Source organism: Stenotrophomonas sp. NPDC077659 (genome assembly GCF_050268705.1).
GTDB lineage: Bacteria > Pseudomonadota > Gammaproteobacteria > Xanthomonadales > Xanthomonadaceae > Stenotrophomonas.
This window is the reverse complement of the sequence record NZ_JBNNHG010000036.1, coordinates 14,394-30,628: the sequence shown is the minus strand read 5'-3', so window position 1 is coordinate 30,628 and position 16,235 is coordinate 14,394. Positions and strand designations below refer to the sequence as shown.

General features: G+C 68.1%; 16 protein-coding genes, 1 other RNA gene and 1 pseudogene. 4 read left to right on the top strand and 14 right to left on the bottom strand.

The features are described from left to right. Positions 1-160 precede the first annotated feature (160 nt). Together rnpB and rsmI are read right to left on the bottom strand one after the other, a co-directional pair. Positions 161-512, bottom strand: an RNA gene (gene rnpB / locus ACQKDV_RS07810) — RNase P RNA component class A. A 147-nt stretch (positions 513-659) separates the two neighbouring features. After that, complete coding sequence (rsmI, locus tag ACQKDV_RS07805) at positions 660-1,478, bottom strand: 16S rRNA (cytidine(1402)-2'-O)-methyltransferase (RefSeq protein ID WP_427783186.1); 819 nt, start codon at positions 1,476-1,478, stop codon at positions 660-662. Positions 1,479-1,559: 81 nt separating this feature from the next. Here rsmI and ACQKDV_RS07800 point away from each other — a divergent pair, with 81 nt between their 5' ends. Genes ACQKDV_RS07800 through ACQKDV_RS07785 form a run of 4 tightly spaced genes read left to right on the top strand, consistent with a single transcriptional unit; the run spans position 1,560 to position 5,652 of the window. Continuing rightward, positions 1,560-3,281 (top strand): penicillin-binding protein activator, encoded by a 1,722-nt coding sequence (locus ACQKDV_RS07800; RefSeq protein ID WP_427783185.1) that lies wholly within the window; start codon positions 1,560-1,562, stop codon positions 3,279-3,281. Beyond that, the gene (locus tag ACQKDV_RS07795; RefSeq protein WP_427783184.1) at positions 3,271-3,639 is read left to right on the top strand and encodes a YraN family protein; all 369 of its coding nucleotides are present in this window, start codon (positions 3,271-3,273) and stop codon (positions 3,637-3,639) included. The genes ACQKDV_RS07800 and ACQKDV_RS07795 overlap by 11 nt, the downstream gene beginning before the upstream one ends. A gap of 49 nt (positions 3,640-3,688) precedes the next feature. Then, positions 3,689-4,270, top strand: coding sequence for a metal-dependent hydrolase (locus ACQKDV_RS07790; protein ID WP_427783183.1), 582 nt, complete (start codon positions 3,689-3,691; stop codon positions 4,268-4,270). After that, on the top strand, positions 4,267-5,652 hold the full coding sequence (locus ACQKDV_RS07785; protein WP_427783182.1) for an FAD-binding oxidoreductase: 1,386 nt from the start codon (positions 4,267-4,269) through the stop codon (positions 5,650-5,652). The genes ACQKDV_RS07790 and ACQKDV_RS07785 overlap by 4 nt, the downstream gene beginning before the upstream one ends. A 33-nt stretch (positions 5,653-5,685) precedes the next feature. Here ACQKDV_RS07785 and ACQKDV_RS07780 read toward each other — a convergent pair whose 3' ends face one another. The 12 genes and pseudogenes from ACQKDV_RS07780 to ACQKDV_RS07725 all read right to left on the bottom strand — a co-directional run bounded on the left by ACQKDV_RS07780 (position 5,686) and on the right by ACQKDV_RS07725 (position 16,181). Next, positions 5,686-7,989: an autotransporter outer membrane beta-barrel domain-containing protein gene (locus ACQKDV_RS07780; RefSeq protein WP_427783180.1), complete on the bottom strand. Its 2,304-nt coding sequence runs from the start codon at positions 7,987-7,989 to the stop codon at positions 5,686-5,688. A 365-nt stretch (positions 7,990-8,354) separates the two neighbouring features. After that, a complete protein-coding gene (locus ACQKDV_RS07775; RefSeq protein ID WP_427783179.1) occupies positions 8,355-8,630 on the bottom strand; it encodes a hypothetical protein in 276 nt (91 codons plus the stop codon). Continuing rightward, positions 8,620-9,318 (bottom strand): hypothetical protein, encoded by a 699-nt coding sequence (locus tag ACQKDV_RS07770; RefSeq protein WP_427783178.1) that lies wholly within the window; start codon positions 9,316-9,318, stop codon positions 8,620-8,622. Before ACQKDV_RS07770 ends, ACQKDV_RS07775 begins: the two co-directional genes overlap by 11 nt. After that, positions 9,299-9,853 carry a hypothetical protein gene (locus tag ACQKDV_RS07765; protein WP_427783177.1) on the bottom strand — a complete coding sequence of 185 codons (555 nt, stop codon included), beginning with the start codon at positions 9,851-9,853 and terminating at the stop codon, positions 9,299-9,301. Before ACQKDV_RS07765 ends, ACQKDV_RS07770 begins: the two co-directional genes overlap by 20 nt. Then, positions 9,837-10,631 (bottom strand): type III secretion system inner membrane ring lipoprotein SctJ, encoded by a 795-nt coding sequence (sctJ, locus tag ACQKDV_RS07760; protein WP_427783176.1) that lies wholly within the window; start codon positions 10,629-10,631, stop codon positions 9,837-9,839. Before sctJ ends, ACQKDV_RS07765 begins: the two co-directional genes overlap by 17 nt. Positions 10,632-10,634: 3 nt before the next feature. After that, positions 10,635-10,922, bottom strand: a complete 288-nt coding sequence (sctI, locus tag ACQKDV_RS07755; RefSeq protein ID WP_427783175.1) for a type III secretion system inner rod subunit SctI — start codon at positions 10,920-10,922, stop codon at positions 10,635-10,637. A gap of 49 nt (positions 10,923-10,971) precedes the next feature. Continuing rightward, positions 10,972-11,295: an EscF/YscF/HrpA family type III secretion system needle major subunit gene (locus ACQKDV_RS07750; protein ID WP_427783174.1), complete on the bottom strand. Its 324-nt coding sequence runs from the start codon at positions 11,293-11,295 to the stop codon at positions 10,972-10,974. 20 nt (positions 11,296-11,315) lie between these two features. Beyond that, on the bottom strand, positions 11,316-12,527 hold the full coding sequence (locus tag ACQKDV_RS07745; protein WP_427783173.1) for a PrgH/EprH family type III secretion apparatus protein: 1,212 nt from the start codon (positions 12,525-12,527) through the stop codon (positions 11,316-11,318). Positions 12,528-12,575: 48 nt separating this feature from the next. Then, a pseudogene (locus ACQKDV_RS07740) lies at positions 12,576-12,935 on the bottom strand (lytic transglycosylase domain-containing protein); the annotation flags it as partial. Between the two features lie 215 nt (positions 12,936-13,150). Then, positions 13,151-13,399: an acyl carrier protein gene (locus tag ACQKDV_RS07735; protein ID WP_427783172.1), complete on the bottom strand. Its 249-nt coding sequence runs from the start codon at positions 13,397-13,399 to the stop codon at positions 13,151-13,153. Between the two features lie 134 nt (positions 13,400-13,533). Further along, on the bottom strand, positions 13,534-14,121 hold the full coding sequence (locus tag ACQKDV_RS07730; protein WP_427783171.1) for a hypothetical protein: 588 nt from the start codon (positions 14,119-14,121) through the stop codon (positions 13,534-13,536). Positions 14,122-14,327: 206 nt separating this feature from the next. Next, positions 14,328-16,181 (bottom strand): hypothetical protein, encoded by a 1,854-nt coding sequence (locus ACQKDV_RS07725; RefSeq protein ID WP_427783170.1) that lies wholly within the window; start codon positions 16,179-16,181, stop codon positions 14,328-14,330. Positions 16,182-16,235: the final 54 nt, after the last annotated feature.

Genomic DNA, 16,235 nt, shown 5'->3' with positions numbered 1-16,235 from the left:
TGCCTTCGTGCCGGGTTTTTTCCTTCTTTTCGGGTTGGGCGCGGCCGCTGGCCGTCTTCGGTCCGTTTGCCCCGGCCAGCGGCCGGCACTACCAGAGCCATGCCAGTGCATGCCCGGTAGATCCACGCCATGCGTGGATGGCGTGGATCGCGGGAAAAGGAGGCGGAGCCGGCCGATAAGCCGGGTTCTGTCGTGGACAGTCATTCCTCTAGGCGTTACGTCACCGCAACGCTCAAGCAACCTACCCGGATCCAACGCGGGCCGCGCCAAAGGATCCCTATTTGGTCTTGCTCCAGGTGGGGTTTGCCGTGCCGGTCTGTTGCCAGACTCGCGGTGCGCTCTTACCGCACCATTTCACCCTTGCCGGCCTTCCGAAGAAGACGTAGGCGGTATCTTTCTGTTGCACTTTCCGTCGGCTTGCGCCGCCCAGGCGTTACCTGGCACCTTGCCCTATGGAGCCCGGACTTTCCTCGGCACCCCCGAAGGGATGACGCGACTGTCTGGCCGGCTCCGCCAGCGCGCATTCTAGCGCACGCACGCCCTTCGTGCCGTGCCGATCGCGGCGTGCGGTTCATCCATCCACGCATGGCGTGGAGCTACTGGGTACGTGCCATCCACGCATGGCGTGGATCTACCGATTCGCCGGGCACGGCCCGGCGCTACCGGCCGTACAGCGCCTTGCGCGGGGCGCCGGTCAGTTCGGCGGCCAGCTTGGCGGCCGTAGACGGCGGCAAGTGTTCGCTCAGCTTGGCGTAGACGTGGCGGCCGTGCGCCAGCTGCGCCTCGGCATCATCGCCTGCGCCCTGCACCATCACCACGAACTCGCCCTTGCGCTGGTTCTCGTCCGCTTCCACCTTGGCCAGGAGACCGGCCAGATCGCCATCAAGCACGGTCTCGAACAGCTTGGTCAGCTCGCGTGCCAGCACCGCCGGGCGCTCGGCACCAAAGATCGCCGACATGTCCGCCAGCGATTCAACGATGCGGTGCGAGGATTCGTAGAACACCATCGTGCGCACTTCGCCGGCCAGCGCCTGCAGGCGGTCGCGGCGGCCGCTGGCCTTGGCCGGCAGGAAGCCCTCGAAGCTGAAGCGATCGCTGGGCAGGCCGGCCACGCTGAGAGCGGCAATGGCCGCGCAGGCGCCGGGAATGGGGCTGACCTTGATGCCGGCCGCACGCACGGCACGGACCAGGCGGAAGCCCGGGTCGCTGACCAGCGGCGTACCCGCGTCACTGACCAGGGCCAGCGATTCACCGGCCTGCAGGCGCGCCACCAGACGCTGCGACAGCGCCTCTTCGTTGTGTTCGTGCAGGGCCACCAGCGGCTGCTGGATGCCGAAATGGGAGAGCAGCTGGCCGCTGCGGCGGGTGTCTTCGGCACAGATGGCCGCCACCGAGCGCAGCACCTCCTGCGCGCGCGGACTCAGATCGGCCAGGTTGCCGATCGGCGTGGCGACGACATACAGGGTTGGCACACTCATTTCAGCGGTACTCACGGGGCAAGGGTAGAATCGTAGCGTGTACCTGGCCAAGGCCGCTGCCCTCATCGCATGGACCCGATCATGAATAAGCCCGCCGCACGCATCTCCGCTCTGTCGTTGTCGCTGATGCTGCTGGCCGGTTGTGCCACCACCAGCCTCACCAGCGCCCCCGAATCGCCGGCCCAGAGCCAGGCGCTGGCGCTGATCGACCAAGGCAAGCCGCGCGACGCTGCCCTGCAGCTGGAAGCGCAGGCCGCCACCCTGCGCGGCGGTGCCCGCAGCAATACGCTGGCCGATGCGGCCTGGGCCTGGCATCTGGCCGGCGACAGCGCCCGCGCGCGCAGCCTGCTGGGCCAGCTGACCGCCCGCCAGCTGTCCGGTGCCAGCCTGCAGCGCTACCAGTTGGCCAGCGCCGAGCTGGCCCTGGCCGACAAGCAGCCTGCGCAGGCCCTGGCCCTGCTGAAGGACCCGGGTGACAACGTGCACCCCGGCTTGCGCACGCGCTGGTTCCTGGCCCGCGCCGATGCACTGCAGGCCAGCGGCGACAGCTTCGCCGCTGCCGCCTCGCGTGCCCGCGCCCACGCCGGCCTGGCCGGTACCGCGCGCAGCGAGAACCAGGCCGCCATTTCCGGCCTGCTCGGGACGCTGGACGATGCCACCCTGCGCAGCCGCGCCGCCGCGCTGCCGGCCAACGACCCGCTGTACAACTTCGCAGGCCGTGCGCTCATCGCCCGCGGCCTGCCGCTGCCGCGCCCGTTCGACCGTGAGGGCGCGGCCCAGTTCGATACCAGCAAGCGTCCACCGGCCATGAGCGACGGCTACCGCCCGCCGGCGAAGATGGCCGTGCTGCTGCCGCTGAGCGGCCGCCTGGCCACCGCCGCACAGCCGGTGCGCGATGGCCTGCTGGCCGCCTATTACGGTGAAAGCCGCCGCCGCCCGGAGATCAACTTCTTCGATACCGCCGGTACGCCTGCCGGTGCGCTGGCGGCCTATGACAAAGCCGTGGCCTCCGGTGCCGACTTCGTGGTCGGCCCGCTGGGCCGTGATGAAGTGGACGCAGTGTACGGCCGCCAGCCGCTGCAGGTGCCGGTGCTGGCGCTGAACCGTGGCAAGGATGCGCCGCCCGCCGGCAGCGCGGGCTTCTCGCTGGCACCGGAAGACGATGGCGTCGTGGCCGCCGAATACCTGCGTGGCCGCGAGCGCAACCGCGCACTGGTCATCAGCAGCAACGATGACACCGGCCGCCGTGCTGCTGCCGCCTTTGCCCAGCGTTTTGCCCAGCGCGGTGGCCAGGTGGCCGCCACGGTGGCCGTGGGTGAAGCGGTGGGGGATGTCAGCGCGCAGGTGCGCAATGCCGGCCAGATCGATGCGGTGTTCCTGGCCGTGCGTGCGCCGCAGGCACGGCTGCTGGCACCGCAGCTGGCCCTGGCCGGTGCCGGTGGCACCACCCGCGTCGGCACCAGCCAGCTGACCACCGGCAGCGGCAAGGCCGAGGAGGATGTGGCGCTGGACGGCATCATCTACCCGAACGAAGCCTGGAACGTGCGCAGCGTGTCCGGCCTGCCGTCGGCCGCGCAGGTGGGCCAGACCCTGCCCAGCGCGCGCGGTGCCGCCGGTCGCCTGTTCGCCTTCGGCGCCGATGCGTGGAAGATCAGCGCCTACTTGGAAAAGCTGTCCAACGAAGGCGGCCTCGATGGCGCCACCGGCACGCTGTACCTGGACAGCAACGGCAACATCCTGCGCCAGCCGGCGTGGTCCACCTTCAGTGGTGGCCGCCCAATGCCGATCGTCGGTGGTCGCTGACCATCTGCAACGCGGCTCGGCGGTGGAAGCCGCCGCCGAGCAGCACCTGCAACAGGCCGGGTTGCAGCCGCGCGCACGCAACGTGCGCTACCGCGGTGGTGAACTGGACCTGGTGATGGACGACGCGGGCACCGTGGTGTTCGTGGAAGTGCGCTACCGCGCACGCGCGGATTTCGGTGGCGGCGCGGCCTCGATCGATGCGCGCAAATGCAGGCGTCTGGCCCATGCGGCGCTGCTGTACCTGCAGGAACACCCTGGCCTGGCCGATGCGCCCTGCCGTTTCGATGTGGTGGAAGCCAGTGGCGACCCGCCGCAGCTGCGTTGGCTGCGGGATGCGTTCCGGTTGGATGATTGCTGATGGCTACCCATTGCCGGCCAGCGGCCGGCACTACCGTGGTGCGTGACTGATGCCGTCGATCATCACCCATGCCGCCGTGCCGCTGGCGCTGTGGTGCGCCGCTGACCGCGGCCGCATTCCGCCGCGCCTGCTGGCCGCCGGCGTGATTGCCACCATGCTGCCCGACGCCGACGTGCTGGCGTTCGCCCTGCACATTCCCTATGCCGATGCGTTCGGCCATCGCGGTGCCAGCCATTCGCTGTTGTTTGCTGGCGTGCTGGCCGCGTTGGCAGCGGTGCTGGCGTTCTTCGGTAGTCGCCGACCTTGGTCGGCGGTTTCGAGCCAACCAACCCCGGCATCCACCGTACAGGCCGCGGTATTCGTCTTCATCTGCGCGGCCAGCCATCCGCTGCTGGATGCGATGACGTCCGGCGGGCTGGGCGTCGCCCTGGCCTGGCCGTGGAGCGAGCATCGCTTCTTCGCACCATGGCGACCGATCCGCGTTTCTCCGTTTGCCCCGCAGTTCTTCAGCGCGCGCGGCCTGGCCACGCTGCTGTCCGAGCTGCGCTGGGTATGGCTGCCGCTGGCCGGCGCCGTGGTCGCCTGGAAACTGATCCAACCCGCCCCTGCCTTCCCCCGGAAATCCTCATGAGCACTGCCCTGCCCGCCGCCCTGGTTGCCGAACTGTCTGCCCTGCTGGGCGCGGAGGGCTGGCGCATGGATGACGGTGCGCTGGAGGCCAACGCGCAGGACAACTCGTGGCGCCGGCAGCGCCCGGAAGCCGTGGCGCTGCCCGCCGACATCGAACAGGTGCAGGCACTGGTGCGCGCCTGCCGCACTCACGGCGTGGCCCTGGTCGCGCGCGGCGCGGGCACCGGCACCACCGGTGCTGCCGTGCCCTTGCCGGGCAGCATCGTGCTGTCGTTCACCCGTATGGACCGCATTGTCGAAATCCGCGCCGGTGATCGCTGCGCCGTGGTGCAGCCGGGGGTGTTGAACGGAACCCTGCAGCAGGCCTTGGCGCCGCACGGCCTGTTCTGGGCACCGGACCCGTCCAGCGCGGAGATCTGCAGCATCGGCGGCAACCTGGCCTGTAACGCCGGCGGACCGCGCGCGGTGAAGTACGGCACCAGCCGCGACAACGTACTGGGCCTGGTGGCCGTCACCGGCACCGGCGAGGTGATCCGCTGCGGCGGCGCCTATACCAAGGATTCCACCGGCTACGACCTCACCCATCTGCTGGTGGGCAGCGAAGGCACGCTGGCACTGATCGTGGAAGCCACCCTCAAGCTCACCCCGCTGCCGGTCAGCCAGGCCGGCCTGCGCGTGCTGTACCGCGATGCCGATGCGGCCGCCGCTGCGGTGTCACGCCTGATGTCGCAGCCGGTGGTGCCCACGCGCTTGGAATTCATGGACGCCCGCAGCCTGGAGCTGCTGCGCCTCAATGGCGCCGAGGTACCCGAGGCTGGCGCGATGTTGCTGGTCGAAGCCGATGGCGACCACGACACCCTGCCCTACCTGCTGCAGGCGCTGGCCAGCGCTGCGGAAGGCGACGGCATGATCGAGCTGGACGTGGCGATGGAAGGCCGCGCGCGCGACCAGCTGTGGGCCGCGCGCAAGGCGCTGTCGCCGGCACTTCGCACCGTCGCACCCGGCAAGATCAATGAAGACGTGGTGGTACCGGTATCGCGCATTCCGGAACTGGTGGCTGGCGTGCAGGCATTGGCACGCGAATACACGCTGACCATCGTCACCTTCGGTCATGCCGGCAACGGCAACCTGCACGTCAACATCCTCTACCACCCGGAGAATGCTGAAGAGAACGCACGCGCGCACGCGGCGCTGCCGAAGATCTTCGAACTGACGCTGGCGCTGGGCGGCACGCTGTCCGGCGAGCATGGCATTGGATTGGCCAAGCGCGATTTCATGGCGCAGGCATTCAGTCCCGCCACGCTGGCGACGATGCGCGCGATCAAGGCCGCGCTGGACCCGGATGGCATCCTCAACCCCGGCAAGGTGTTGCCGGCAGCGTGAAGTGCTTCACCTGCACCAGGACGCCGACAGGGCTTACCAGCTGTAGCTCAGGCCCACTTGGGCACTGGTCTGGTGGTAACCCGAGGCACGCTGCAACGACAGCCCACCCCACGCACCCACGCCATTGGCAAATTTCAGCGAGGCACCGGCACTGAACTCGCCACGGCTGCGCGGAATGCGCGCGTCCACCACTTCATCGTCCATCAGCACGGACGATGGCGCACGCTGATGCAGCCAGTGCGCCGCCACATACGGCTGCACCTGCGCAGCGCTCGTGCCCCACCGGGTGACGCCGGAAAGGCGCACGCCCGCGCGGCCAAACAGCCCATCTGCATCACGCGTGGTCACCACCGTGCCGTTGGCTTCGGTGTGCCGCAGATCGTCCCAGCGGTTGTAGCCCACCTGCAGCTGCGGCTCCAGGTACAGGCCACCGTTGGCTGCACCGCCCACGCGCAGGGCATAGCCGGCTTCCACCGCACCCTGCCACGCCTTGCTGTCATAGCGCTCCGGGGTCAGGGCCAGGCCTTCCACACGGTTACGGAACTGCGCACGCTGCAGCGAACCATCCACATAGAATCCGGAATACAGATCTTCATGCGGTGCACGCCAGGTGCCATACACACCCAGTGCAACGCCCTTCACCTTGCCACGCGCGTAGTAGCCGGTCAGCGCATGGGTGGAGGTGCTGCTGGCGTTGCCGGTAGACAGCATCACGCCAACGGCGCTCCCCCCCGCGTTGCGCAACAGGTCCGCCCCCACGCTCAGCGCCTGGCTGTTGCCCTGCACATCCAGCTGGCGGCTGACCGCATCGAAACCACTGCGCGAACCGTCCACCCGCGCCCAGCCGCGGCCACCGTTCTGGCCTGCCTGGCGGTCGTGGTAGCCCAGGCGGAACATCGCCTGCGAAGCCGTCAGGTTGGCCAGGTAGGCCCCGCCTTCCGGGCGCAGCACCGGCACTACCGGGCCGCCGCAGTCGGGCAGCGTCGGATCGGCATCGCACGGGTCCGGTGCGGTCGGCAGCTGCGAGCGCAGGTACCAGTTGCCCTCGCCTCCGGCCACGCCGCCCTTGTGCAGGAAGTACTCATACTGCCCACCCACCGCGCGCCCGGCCAGGTTGAACTGGCCGTTGGATGCGCCATCCACGCGGATCAGCTCGATGCCATTCACCGTCTGCGCGCCCGCACCGCCCACGTTGTTCACCGCCACACTGGCGGTGCCGCGGGTCTCGCCCAGCACGTGCAGCAGGTCCGTGTTGGACCCATCGGCACCCAACACGGTGTTGAACAGCACGATACCGCCGTTGCCAGTGAAGGTGTCCACACTGAGCGTGTTGAAGGTGCTGCCATCGCCCAGCGCCAGCGTGCCGCCATCGTTGAGCGCCAGCGTGCCCACGCTGCTGTCGCCGCTCATCTGCCAGCGGCCGCCGTTGTCCAGCGTAGCGCTGGTGACGTTGCTGAACGCACCGGTGATGCTGCCGCCGTTGGACAGCGTCACGTGGCCCTGGCTGCCGTCGTCGCCCACCACGATGTTGCCGCGCAGAGCGCTGGATTGAACGTCGAAGTAGGCGATGGGCAGGTCTGTACCCGTCGTCGACACTTCCAGCACGTTGCCGTTGCCGCCGATCAACTGGCTGCCGTTGCGCACGGCAATGCGGGTTTCGGCCGAAGCACCGCCGCTGGAGGCCCCCTGCACCAGGATGGCCGGACCGGCAAGGCCTTCCACGGTGGAGCCGTCGATGACGCTTTCACCCGGCGCATCCATGCTGATATCGCCCGCCCTCAACCGGATGCCGGCAGCCACACCTTCAATGCGGCTGCCGCCAAGGACGCTGAGGCGACCACCGAAGGAGGTGATGCCAACGATCCCACCCACGACGGAGGTATTGGACAGCGCCAGATCCGTGCGGGCCCCCATCAGCACCGCATTGACCTCGGATCGGATCGTGCTGCCGCTGATGTTCACCGTCGTCCGGTCGGGTGACGACTGGGCGGAATTGGTGACCCGCAACGCCTCACGATTGGTACTGGTCAGGGATGAATTGGAGATGGTGGCTGTCCCCAGCACATTCACAGCGGAAGAGCTGGGACTGGAGACCGTAGCGCCATCCATCCGCAGGGTCCCGGCGCCGTTCATGACAATGTCGATGACCTCCGCGCCAGGCTGCACGATCAGGGTCCCACCGGTTCCCACTGTCCAGCGTTCGGCAGGCGCCCCCGGCCCCACCACTACTTCGCCATCTGCCGGAACCACGCCGGCAAAGGCAGCGGGAGCCGCGAGCACGGTGGCGAGGGCAGCGGTGAGGGCCAGGGCCAATGGGCGATGCTGAATATGGTTCATGGAAAGCACTCCTGTTTGATGGCTCAGGCAGCCGGACCGCTGAAGTGCGCAGTCCGCTGGCAACAGACGCCAGTGTGTCCATTGCGGTGGATCGATCCCATGCAACTAGTTGTAAAAGTAGCTGATTGCGACAAAACGTTGTGCTTCGCCAATGCTGGCGCGCCGTCGCGTGATGGCCATGTGAGCGTGGATTCGGGGTGGCGGGCATCCTTCCTGCGAGCCGGTGCTGCCGGTGGGATGTCCGCCAGCGAGGAGCAGTGGAGCATGGTCGACCGTCGCGCGCAGCGTGGGGTTCTTCGGGGGCTGATCGCAGAGCAGTCGACTGACAGTCGACGCTACCGGATGGCTGGCGCGCGAAGCATGCATCAGAGTTCGATCGTCAGCGGCGGAATGCCGTTTTCCTCTTCTTCCCCATAGAAGATCGTTTCCATGAAAATCCGCTGGGCCCAGACGCGTGCGGGATCTTCAACGGGCACCGGCAGTGGAACGGGGTCTTCGCCCGGTTCCGGCAAGGGTACCGGGTCGCTTTCGCTGGCCGCGGGGGCCTGTTCCTGCATCCGCTGGCGCAGCGGCATCACGGCGTGGCTGGCGGCCACTTCGGGCAACGCGCTGCGCAGGGGGGGGGGCGGTTCAATGGTCATCGGGGGCTTCCAGTGCCGCAAAACGGCGGCGGTGATGGGCGTTGGCCAGGTCGGCCTGCAACGACTGGCAGTAGCTGCGGGCCAGCGCGTCCAGACGGGCGTGCAGCGCCGGCAGGTGGCGCTGCAGCGCCTCGTCCACTGTTTCCGTCAGCGGCGCGTGCATGTCCAGGGTGTAGGCAAGGCGGCCCACGTGCAGGGCCGGTGTCTGCCGCGGGGCGGGCTGCACGGTCACGCGCGTGCCGGCCAGCGCGGTGGCCAGTGCCTGAACCAGCGCGGGCTGGGCCTGCGGCACATGCAGCACTGCAGGAGTATCGACGCCAGTCACCCAGCGCTCGCAGGCGGCGGTCCACTGCGGCACCAGTACGGCCGGATCGGCCGTCATCGCCTGCAGGCGCTCGTGCAGGTGGCCGCGCACGGCGTCAACCAGATGCTGCTGCTCGTTCTGCAAGGCCTCGATCAGCGGCAGCAGCGCGGTCATCGCCTGCCGCAGGCCGTCCCGGTACCCCTCCGCCAGCGCCTGCCCGCGCAGGGCTTCGGCCTCGGCCTGTGCGCGCTCGCCTTCCTGCCGTGCCCGCTGGCGCGCACAGGTTTCCAGCCGGTGGTGATCGGATGCACAGCCAACGCTGGCAGCCTGTACGACACCGTCGACGGCGTAACGCAGCAGGCCTTCAGGATAGGTTCGCAGCATGGTTCCACGCACTCCAGAAACAGGTCATGTCGAAGGCATCGCCCGGTCCGGCACCGGCATGCGGGGGCACGACCAGGCCGGTAAAGCAGAGCCGGGCCCGCGCCAGCACCCAGGACGGCACGTGGTCGTGCAGCCCGTGCAGCAGGCAGGCCGCGCCCCAGGCGCGCAGGCTGTACTCGTCCTCCACGTCGACCGGGCTCGGTCCGCAGGGCGCAAACGGCAGGCGCAGGAACGCGTGTACGGGGCGCGGCAGGCGCACGAAGGCGCGGCTGCCCATCAGTCGATGCCGGTGCCGGGCACAGGCCATCAGATAAGCGGCATCCGGCAGGCGCGCCCAGCCGGCTACCAGGCGCTGGATGCACGCACGCTGCTCGGCGGGGGGCGGCGCATACGCCGGCAGTGCATGGCGCTGCGCCAGCCAGCCGTTGAGCGCGGTGCGCTGGGCCGGCTGCAGGGCGGCGCTGGCCTGGCGCCACGGGCGGTAGTACTGCACCGGGTCGTACAGCACCCGCAGCAGGTCAGCGTGCGTGGACATCGGCGGATCGTCCCCGGCGCAGGCGGCCACGCAGCGCAGCCAGGGCTGACGACAGGGTCTGGCCGCTACGGGTGAACAGCCACGCGGCACCGCCCAGCAACACCACCAGCGAAACCGGCAGCAGCAGCGACAGCCACGGGCCGGCATAGCGCTCGACCGGCGTCACCGCCAGTACCCGCGTCGACTGCGCCGGCGTGAGCACCACCGAGACATTGTCGTAAGCCACGTCCACGAAGGCGTTGCGCAGGAAGCGCTTGACCGACTGCAGCAACGCCTGTTGGTCGGCACCCGGCACGTGCACCAGCAGCGCCGCCACATGCATGGCCGGTGGCTTGCGCTGCTGCAGGCTGCCTTCCACCGGGCCGGCGTCGTAGCTCACATGCACGCGTGCGGCATGTACGCCGTCCAGGGTCGTCAGTGATTCTTCCAGCCGCTGTTCGATGGCCGACAGCAACCGTGCGCGCTCGCCCAACGGGGTACTGACCATCGCATCGGCCGGGAACTGGCTGGCGATCTGCGTGCGCGGTGCGGAGGGCAGGTTCTGCGCCTGTACCAGATCGATGGCTTGGGCCAGATCGCCCTGCCCCACCTCAACACTGAAACCGGCCTTGCCATTGAGCCGCTTGTCGGCGCTGATGTTGTGGCGCAGCAGCATGGCCACCACTTCGTTGGCCTGGCGCTCATCCAGCCCCTGCAGCAGCGGCGTGCGGGCGCACGCCACCAGCAGCAGGCAGAGCAGCGCCAGCAGCGCGGCGCGGGGCAATCGAAACAGCATCATCACTCAGCTCTTGACCAGGGTTTCGATGCCCTTGGTGGCATGGCCGACCAGGGCGGAGGTGAGCGTCACCTGCTTCGTATAGGCTTCCTGGCGCACCTGGAGCTGGTACAGCTGCTGCGGATCGGCGGCCACCAGCGGATCGTTGGCGGCGGCCAGGATGCTGTCACGTTCGTGACCGGCCTGGACGTAGTAGCGGGCGAACGCCTCGTTGAAGCGGTCTGACAACGGCACGAGCGCGCCGTCGCCGGCACCGCTGGACACGGCGGTATCGATGGCAGTGATGGAGATCACAGGGGTTTCCTTGAAGAACCCGCCGCGTTCGTACCGCGGCGGGTGCGGCTCAGGCCAGGTTGCGGATGACCGACTTGCTCTGGTCGGTGAGGCTCTTGGTCGAGTTGGACTGCAGCATGCGGTACATGTTGTATTCGGACAGCGCGCTCTGGTAAGCGCCCAGCAGGATGGGACTGCCCGGGTCCTTCTTCAGTTCGGCGAAGGCATCGTCCAGCTTGGCCTTCAGATCGCTCACGCCGGTATCGAACGCCTGGGCGTGCTTGCTCATCCAGCCGCCCCAGTTGGCGCCGCTGCCGCCGGGCAGGCCGGGGTCGCCGAAGTCGCCGTGGGCGTTGATGGTGGAACCAGTGGTGTTGGTGACAAGGGTACTCATGGGGAACGTCTCCAGGGAGGTCAGGGTGCTGCAGGGGGCGCGCCGTGGGTGGCGCGTGCGTACGTCCACCGGCCTTCGCCCACAGACATCAGCTGGCCCGGTGAATAGCGGTAGGAGCGACCCTGCAGCAGGTCGTCCCACAGTTGCAGATGGACGGTGATGCGGCGCTGGCCCCATTCGCGGTGGAAGCGCTCGGCCATGCCGGCCATGGCGTTGAGTGCGGCGTCGTCCAGGAACACATCGTTGATGACACTCACTCGCGCGCCATGGGGTTCGGCACGGCTGCTGATGCCCAGCCCGCGCAGTTGCGCCTGGGCCAGTGCGACCAGGGCGGCATCGGTAGTGGTACTCACCTGCGCCGGCACCGAGGCATACGGTGCCTGCTGGCCGATGAAGGCCTGCGCGCGCTCGCGCTGGGCGGTGCTGACCGGGCCCAGCAGGACGATGTCCGGCCGCGTCGGCTGCACCAGGCGCACAATGACCACGGGCAGCCCGGCCTGCAGCAGTCCCTGTTCCAGGCGCGTGGCTTCGTTCCGCCGCAACAGGTAGACATCGTCATGGCGCTGCAGCCGGCGGCTGGCGCGCTCGCCCCATGCCGGGCCATCGCGATCATCGGTGAAGGCGTACAGCCGGCCATCACTGCCGGCGACGATCTGGTAGTCAGCCGGGGCATCGCGCAGCACCGAGGCCAGGCCGCTGACGCGCACCTGCGGCGTGTACTGCCAGTAGAAGCAGGCCGATGCCAGCGCCACGCCGACCATCGCCAGGCCTGCCCAGCGCAGCAGGCGGCGACGCGGACGACGGCGGGATTCATCGGACGCCGCGCGCCTGCCCGGCACCACGGCCGCAACCGGCAGGCCCGGCGGCGTGAAGGCCAGCACCTCCGGTGCCCAGGCATCGGCTTCGGCGCGCACCGCGAAGTACACGCCGCCAGAGCAGAACACCGTCTGCGGCAGCAGGGGCCGGTACTGCCAGGGCTGGTCGGGTGTCTCGCGCTCGCCCAGCTGCAGCGCGGCACGGCCCTCTTCGCCGTCCTGCCACTGCACGACGAATGCGCCCGGCGGCAGGTCTTCGGGAAGGAAATAGGCATTGCTGGCGCCCTGCAGCAGATGCGCGGCACGGCCGTCGAGCAGATCCTGCTGCGAGCCGATGTGGAACAGGGTGTCACCCGCGTTCAAGGTGTATTCCACGCCGTTCAACGTGCCGGACAGGAGCTTCAGCTGGTAGGACATGACGTTGCTGCCGAAAACAGAGGGAAGGAAGAAGGGTCGATCACGCGCTCACGGGGCGTACAGGGCCAGCACACGGCGGACGTATGCGCGCGTTTCCGCATAGGGAGGCACACGGTTTCCATGCCGGCGCACGGCGCCCTCCCCTGCGTTGTAGGCCGCCAGCACCAGTTCCAGATCGCCATCGAACTGCTGGATCAGCCAGGCCAGATAGGCGGCGCCGCCGCTGAGGTTCTGCGCCGCATCGAAACGATCGTGCACGCCAAAGCGCCGTGCGGTCGCGGGCATCAACTGCATCAGGCCACCGGCACCGGCGCGCGACACCGCACGCGGGTTGTAGGACGACTCCACCTGCACCACGGCGTGCAGCAACGCCGCATCCACGCCCGTGCGCTGGCCGGCATCGGCAATGAGCGGATGCGCCCATGCGGGAATGGCACGCGGCGCCGTGGGCTGCACGGCCCTGGCCATCCCACGGGTGAGGTGACGCTGCAGCGGTTCAAAGCGCTGCATGCCGGGCACAGGCCGGTCGCTGAGCTGGATCTGCCCCGCATCGTCGATGCGCGCATGGATATCGGCGGCCCGCGCCGCTGGCATCAGCAACAGCATGGACATGGCCAGGCGGATCATGCGTGCCGGTTCCCGCGCGCGGTGACCGCGGCATCCAGATCGGCGACGGTGTGGATGGACTGCACCACGTCACGCGGCAGGATGACGCCATGGGTGTTCTCGATATCGAGGAACAGGCCCGCGACCTCCAGCGAATCCATTTCCAGATCCTCGACCAGACGGTCAGTACCCTGCACCTGCTGCGGGGCAAGGCCACTGGCATGCGCGACAAGCATGTGTACAGAAGGGGGCAGTTCGAGGGTCATGGACATCCAGAAGGCATTGAGCAGGCCTGCCGGTCGTGTGCGCGTATGCACTCTGCGGGCCGTGCGCCATGGTGTGTGATTGCCATGACATGGTCCATGCAAAAACTTGCAAAAACCCATGCAGCGTGCGTGGCTCAGATTATCCTTTCAACGGCGGTGGTGCCGTTGCGCAGTGAATCCAGCACCGTGGCCAGGGTGTGCGCGATGGTATCGGCCACCGGTGTTCCGTGTGCTGCTTCTACGACTGCCGCACGATGTACTTCAGGAAACGCATGGCGTGCCAGTGCTTCCAGCTTGTGCGCGGCACTGCGCGCGAACAGCGCGAGGTGACAGCCCCGCACGGCGGTGAGCGATCCGTCGGTGATGTCGTTGACCTCCGCGCACAGCGCCTTGACCTGTTCGGGATGGCGCACTGCGGCCTTGAAACGTGCAAGCGGATTGATCCCGCCGGGCGATGCCTCGCGGAGTATTCCGTCGTTGCCCAGGCGCAGGCAGGACGACGGCGGGAGATGACGGGACGCCTGGTGAAGTTCGTCCAGCCGCAGGTGCTCTTCACTGCGGCGGATGAGATCGCCGAGGCATGCACTGGGTGCATTGCGGACCGCATGCACGACGGCAAGTGTGACGGCAGATGTCTCTCGTCGCGTAAACGACCAGGCGGGAGGACCGACGACGCGCGACTGCACGGCCGGCAAGAGAGGAGAACGGGAATCGCAGGACATGGGAAACGGGAAATGAGGTCTGGCTACGTCGTGTGCACCTGGCCTGTGGGCGCACACGCGCAAAGAAAGCAGGGTCCGGATCACGGCGAACACACGCCCTGGCAGTGAAGGCAGGCGATCAGCACAGAGCGCTCCCGGCGCGGCGGTGATGCGGTGCCGCGCCGGAAAGGCAGGTGACTGGAAGCGTCAAGTGCTCTGGTCCAGACCTACGCAGCGTCGTCGTCGTAAGGGTGGAATTCCCAGGCTTTGCGACCGTCCTGTGTGGCGGTTGCCGGATTCCTGACCGTCTTGAGGCGCAGGTCGACAGCCTCCTTGCGCTCGGCACCGGCGCCGCGATGGTTGATGTCGTGGGTGGGCGTGAATGCAGGCACCGCAGCGACTGTTCGTGCCGTCATTGCGACGTTTTCACCGGTGTGCCGTAGAACCGTCGTTTGATTCCGCTCCTCGCCACCTTGCCACGTACCGGGGATGTTGTGCCGCGTCGCGGTGAAGTTCAGCGTATGCAATGGCCCCCCTGCCCGCACGTTCGCACGGCGCAGGCCTGGATTGAGCTTGTCGAGATAGGACTCCAGCCGCGGCTTTTCCGGCGTGGCGGAGCGGATGATGACCGGCGTTGCACGCGCGTGGAACTGCGGTTCGGGCGCCGCTCGCGGCGTTGGGACGTCATTTCTTTCCGGAATGTGATCTTCGACGGGGCGGGCCTCCGGTGCGGGATTCCCATCCGGCCCCGGCCTGCCGTCCGGCCCAGGAAGGCCGTCAGGGCCGCGATGTCCATCCGGACCACGCCGGCCATCCGGTCCAGGGTTTCCGTCAGGACCTTGCCATCCATCCGGCCCGCGATATCCATCCGGCCCGCGCTGGCCATCCGGCCCAGGCAATCCATCGGGACCCGGCGTGCCGTCCGCTCCGGGCTTCCCATCCGGGCCCGGCTTGCCGACAACGCCATTCTGCAACAGATGCAGCAGTTGCTCGTTGGCCTTCTGCATCGGCTCGATCAGCGTCTTGACAAGATCGGGCATCCAGCTCAGATCCGGTGCATGCACGGTGTTCTCCACCCCACCCTGCAGCATGACGTGGGCGTTGTTGAATCCTGGCGCGGTCGGATGCTCGAAAAGGCCCCTGCCGGGTTCCGGCGTCGCAGGTGGGGGAACCGGCGGGGAAGGCGTGGACGGTTCATCCGCCACCGCTTCCTCGAGCAGGTGCATCAGCTTGCCCGCAAAGGTGAACAGCCCCAAGGTGTCGGTCGCCTTCCACTGGTCCATCACGGTGGTCCAGGCGGCACCGGCCTTGGCATTGATGAAGCCTTCCAGCGCCCCCGGCTGCACCGCCTGGCTCAGGCAGATGCCCTGCTTCTGGCAGGCGATATGGTCCAGCCCCGGCATCATCAACTCGGCCAGGCGGCCCAGGGTGGTGTTCTGCGCGTCACCACCGGCCCTCAGATCAACGACCGCTTTCAATTTGTCCGCGGCCTTGATCAGGTTGTCCAGTGCTTTCCTGCGTACGGGCGTGGCGACGCCGTTGCCCGCGCAGTCGGACCAGTCGTTACGGCCCTTGCGCTCACCTTCACTGGTAACGATGCGGATATAGTCCGCCAGCGCACTTTCCACCGCCCGTACAGAAACAGCAGGAACCTGCGGCAACGGCAGAACACCGGCATGCTCGATACCAAAGCGCGCCACATCGGTGATGGCCAGCTGCACGCAGGCACTGACCACTGCTTCACGTCCCATGGCGTCATGGTCACCCTTGACGATCTCGCCAATGGTGGCCTCGCCCACGCCGCCGATGCCGGCAAGCACGCGCTGCGTGGCGCGTTCACGATGCGCGATGGAGGCGTCGATCCGGTTCTGCCCGAACACATGGCTGGCGTCGATGCGGGAACTGTTTCCGCTGCGTGCACTGCCGACCAATGCGTCATTGCACAACGTGGCGTGCGCTGCACCCAGCGAATCCAGCACCTCGGCTGCCTTGCCCGTATTGCCCAGCCGCGAGAACAGCGCGCTGGTCGTGCCGCCGCCGGCTGTCCCACGTGAACCGGCCGGGGTGGACGAGCGGGGCATCGCGGCATTCCTGGGGCCGACACCCGACCAGGAAGTGCGCCGCTCCAGCACAGG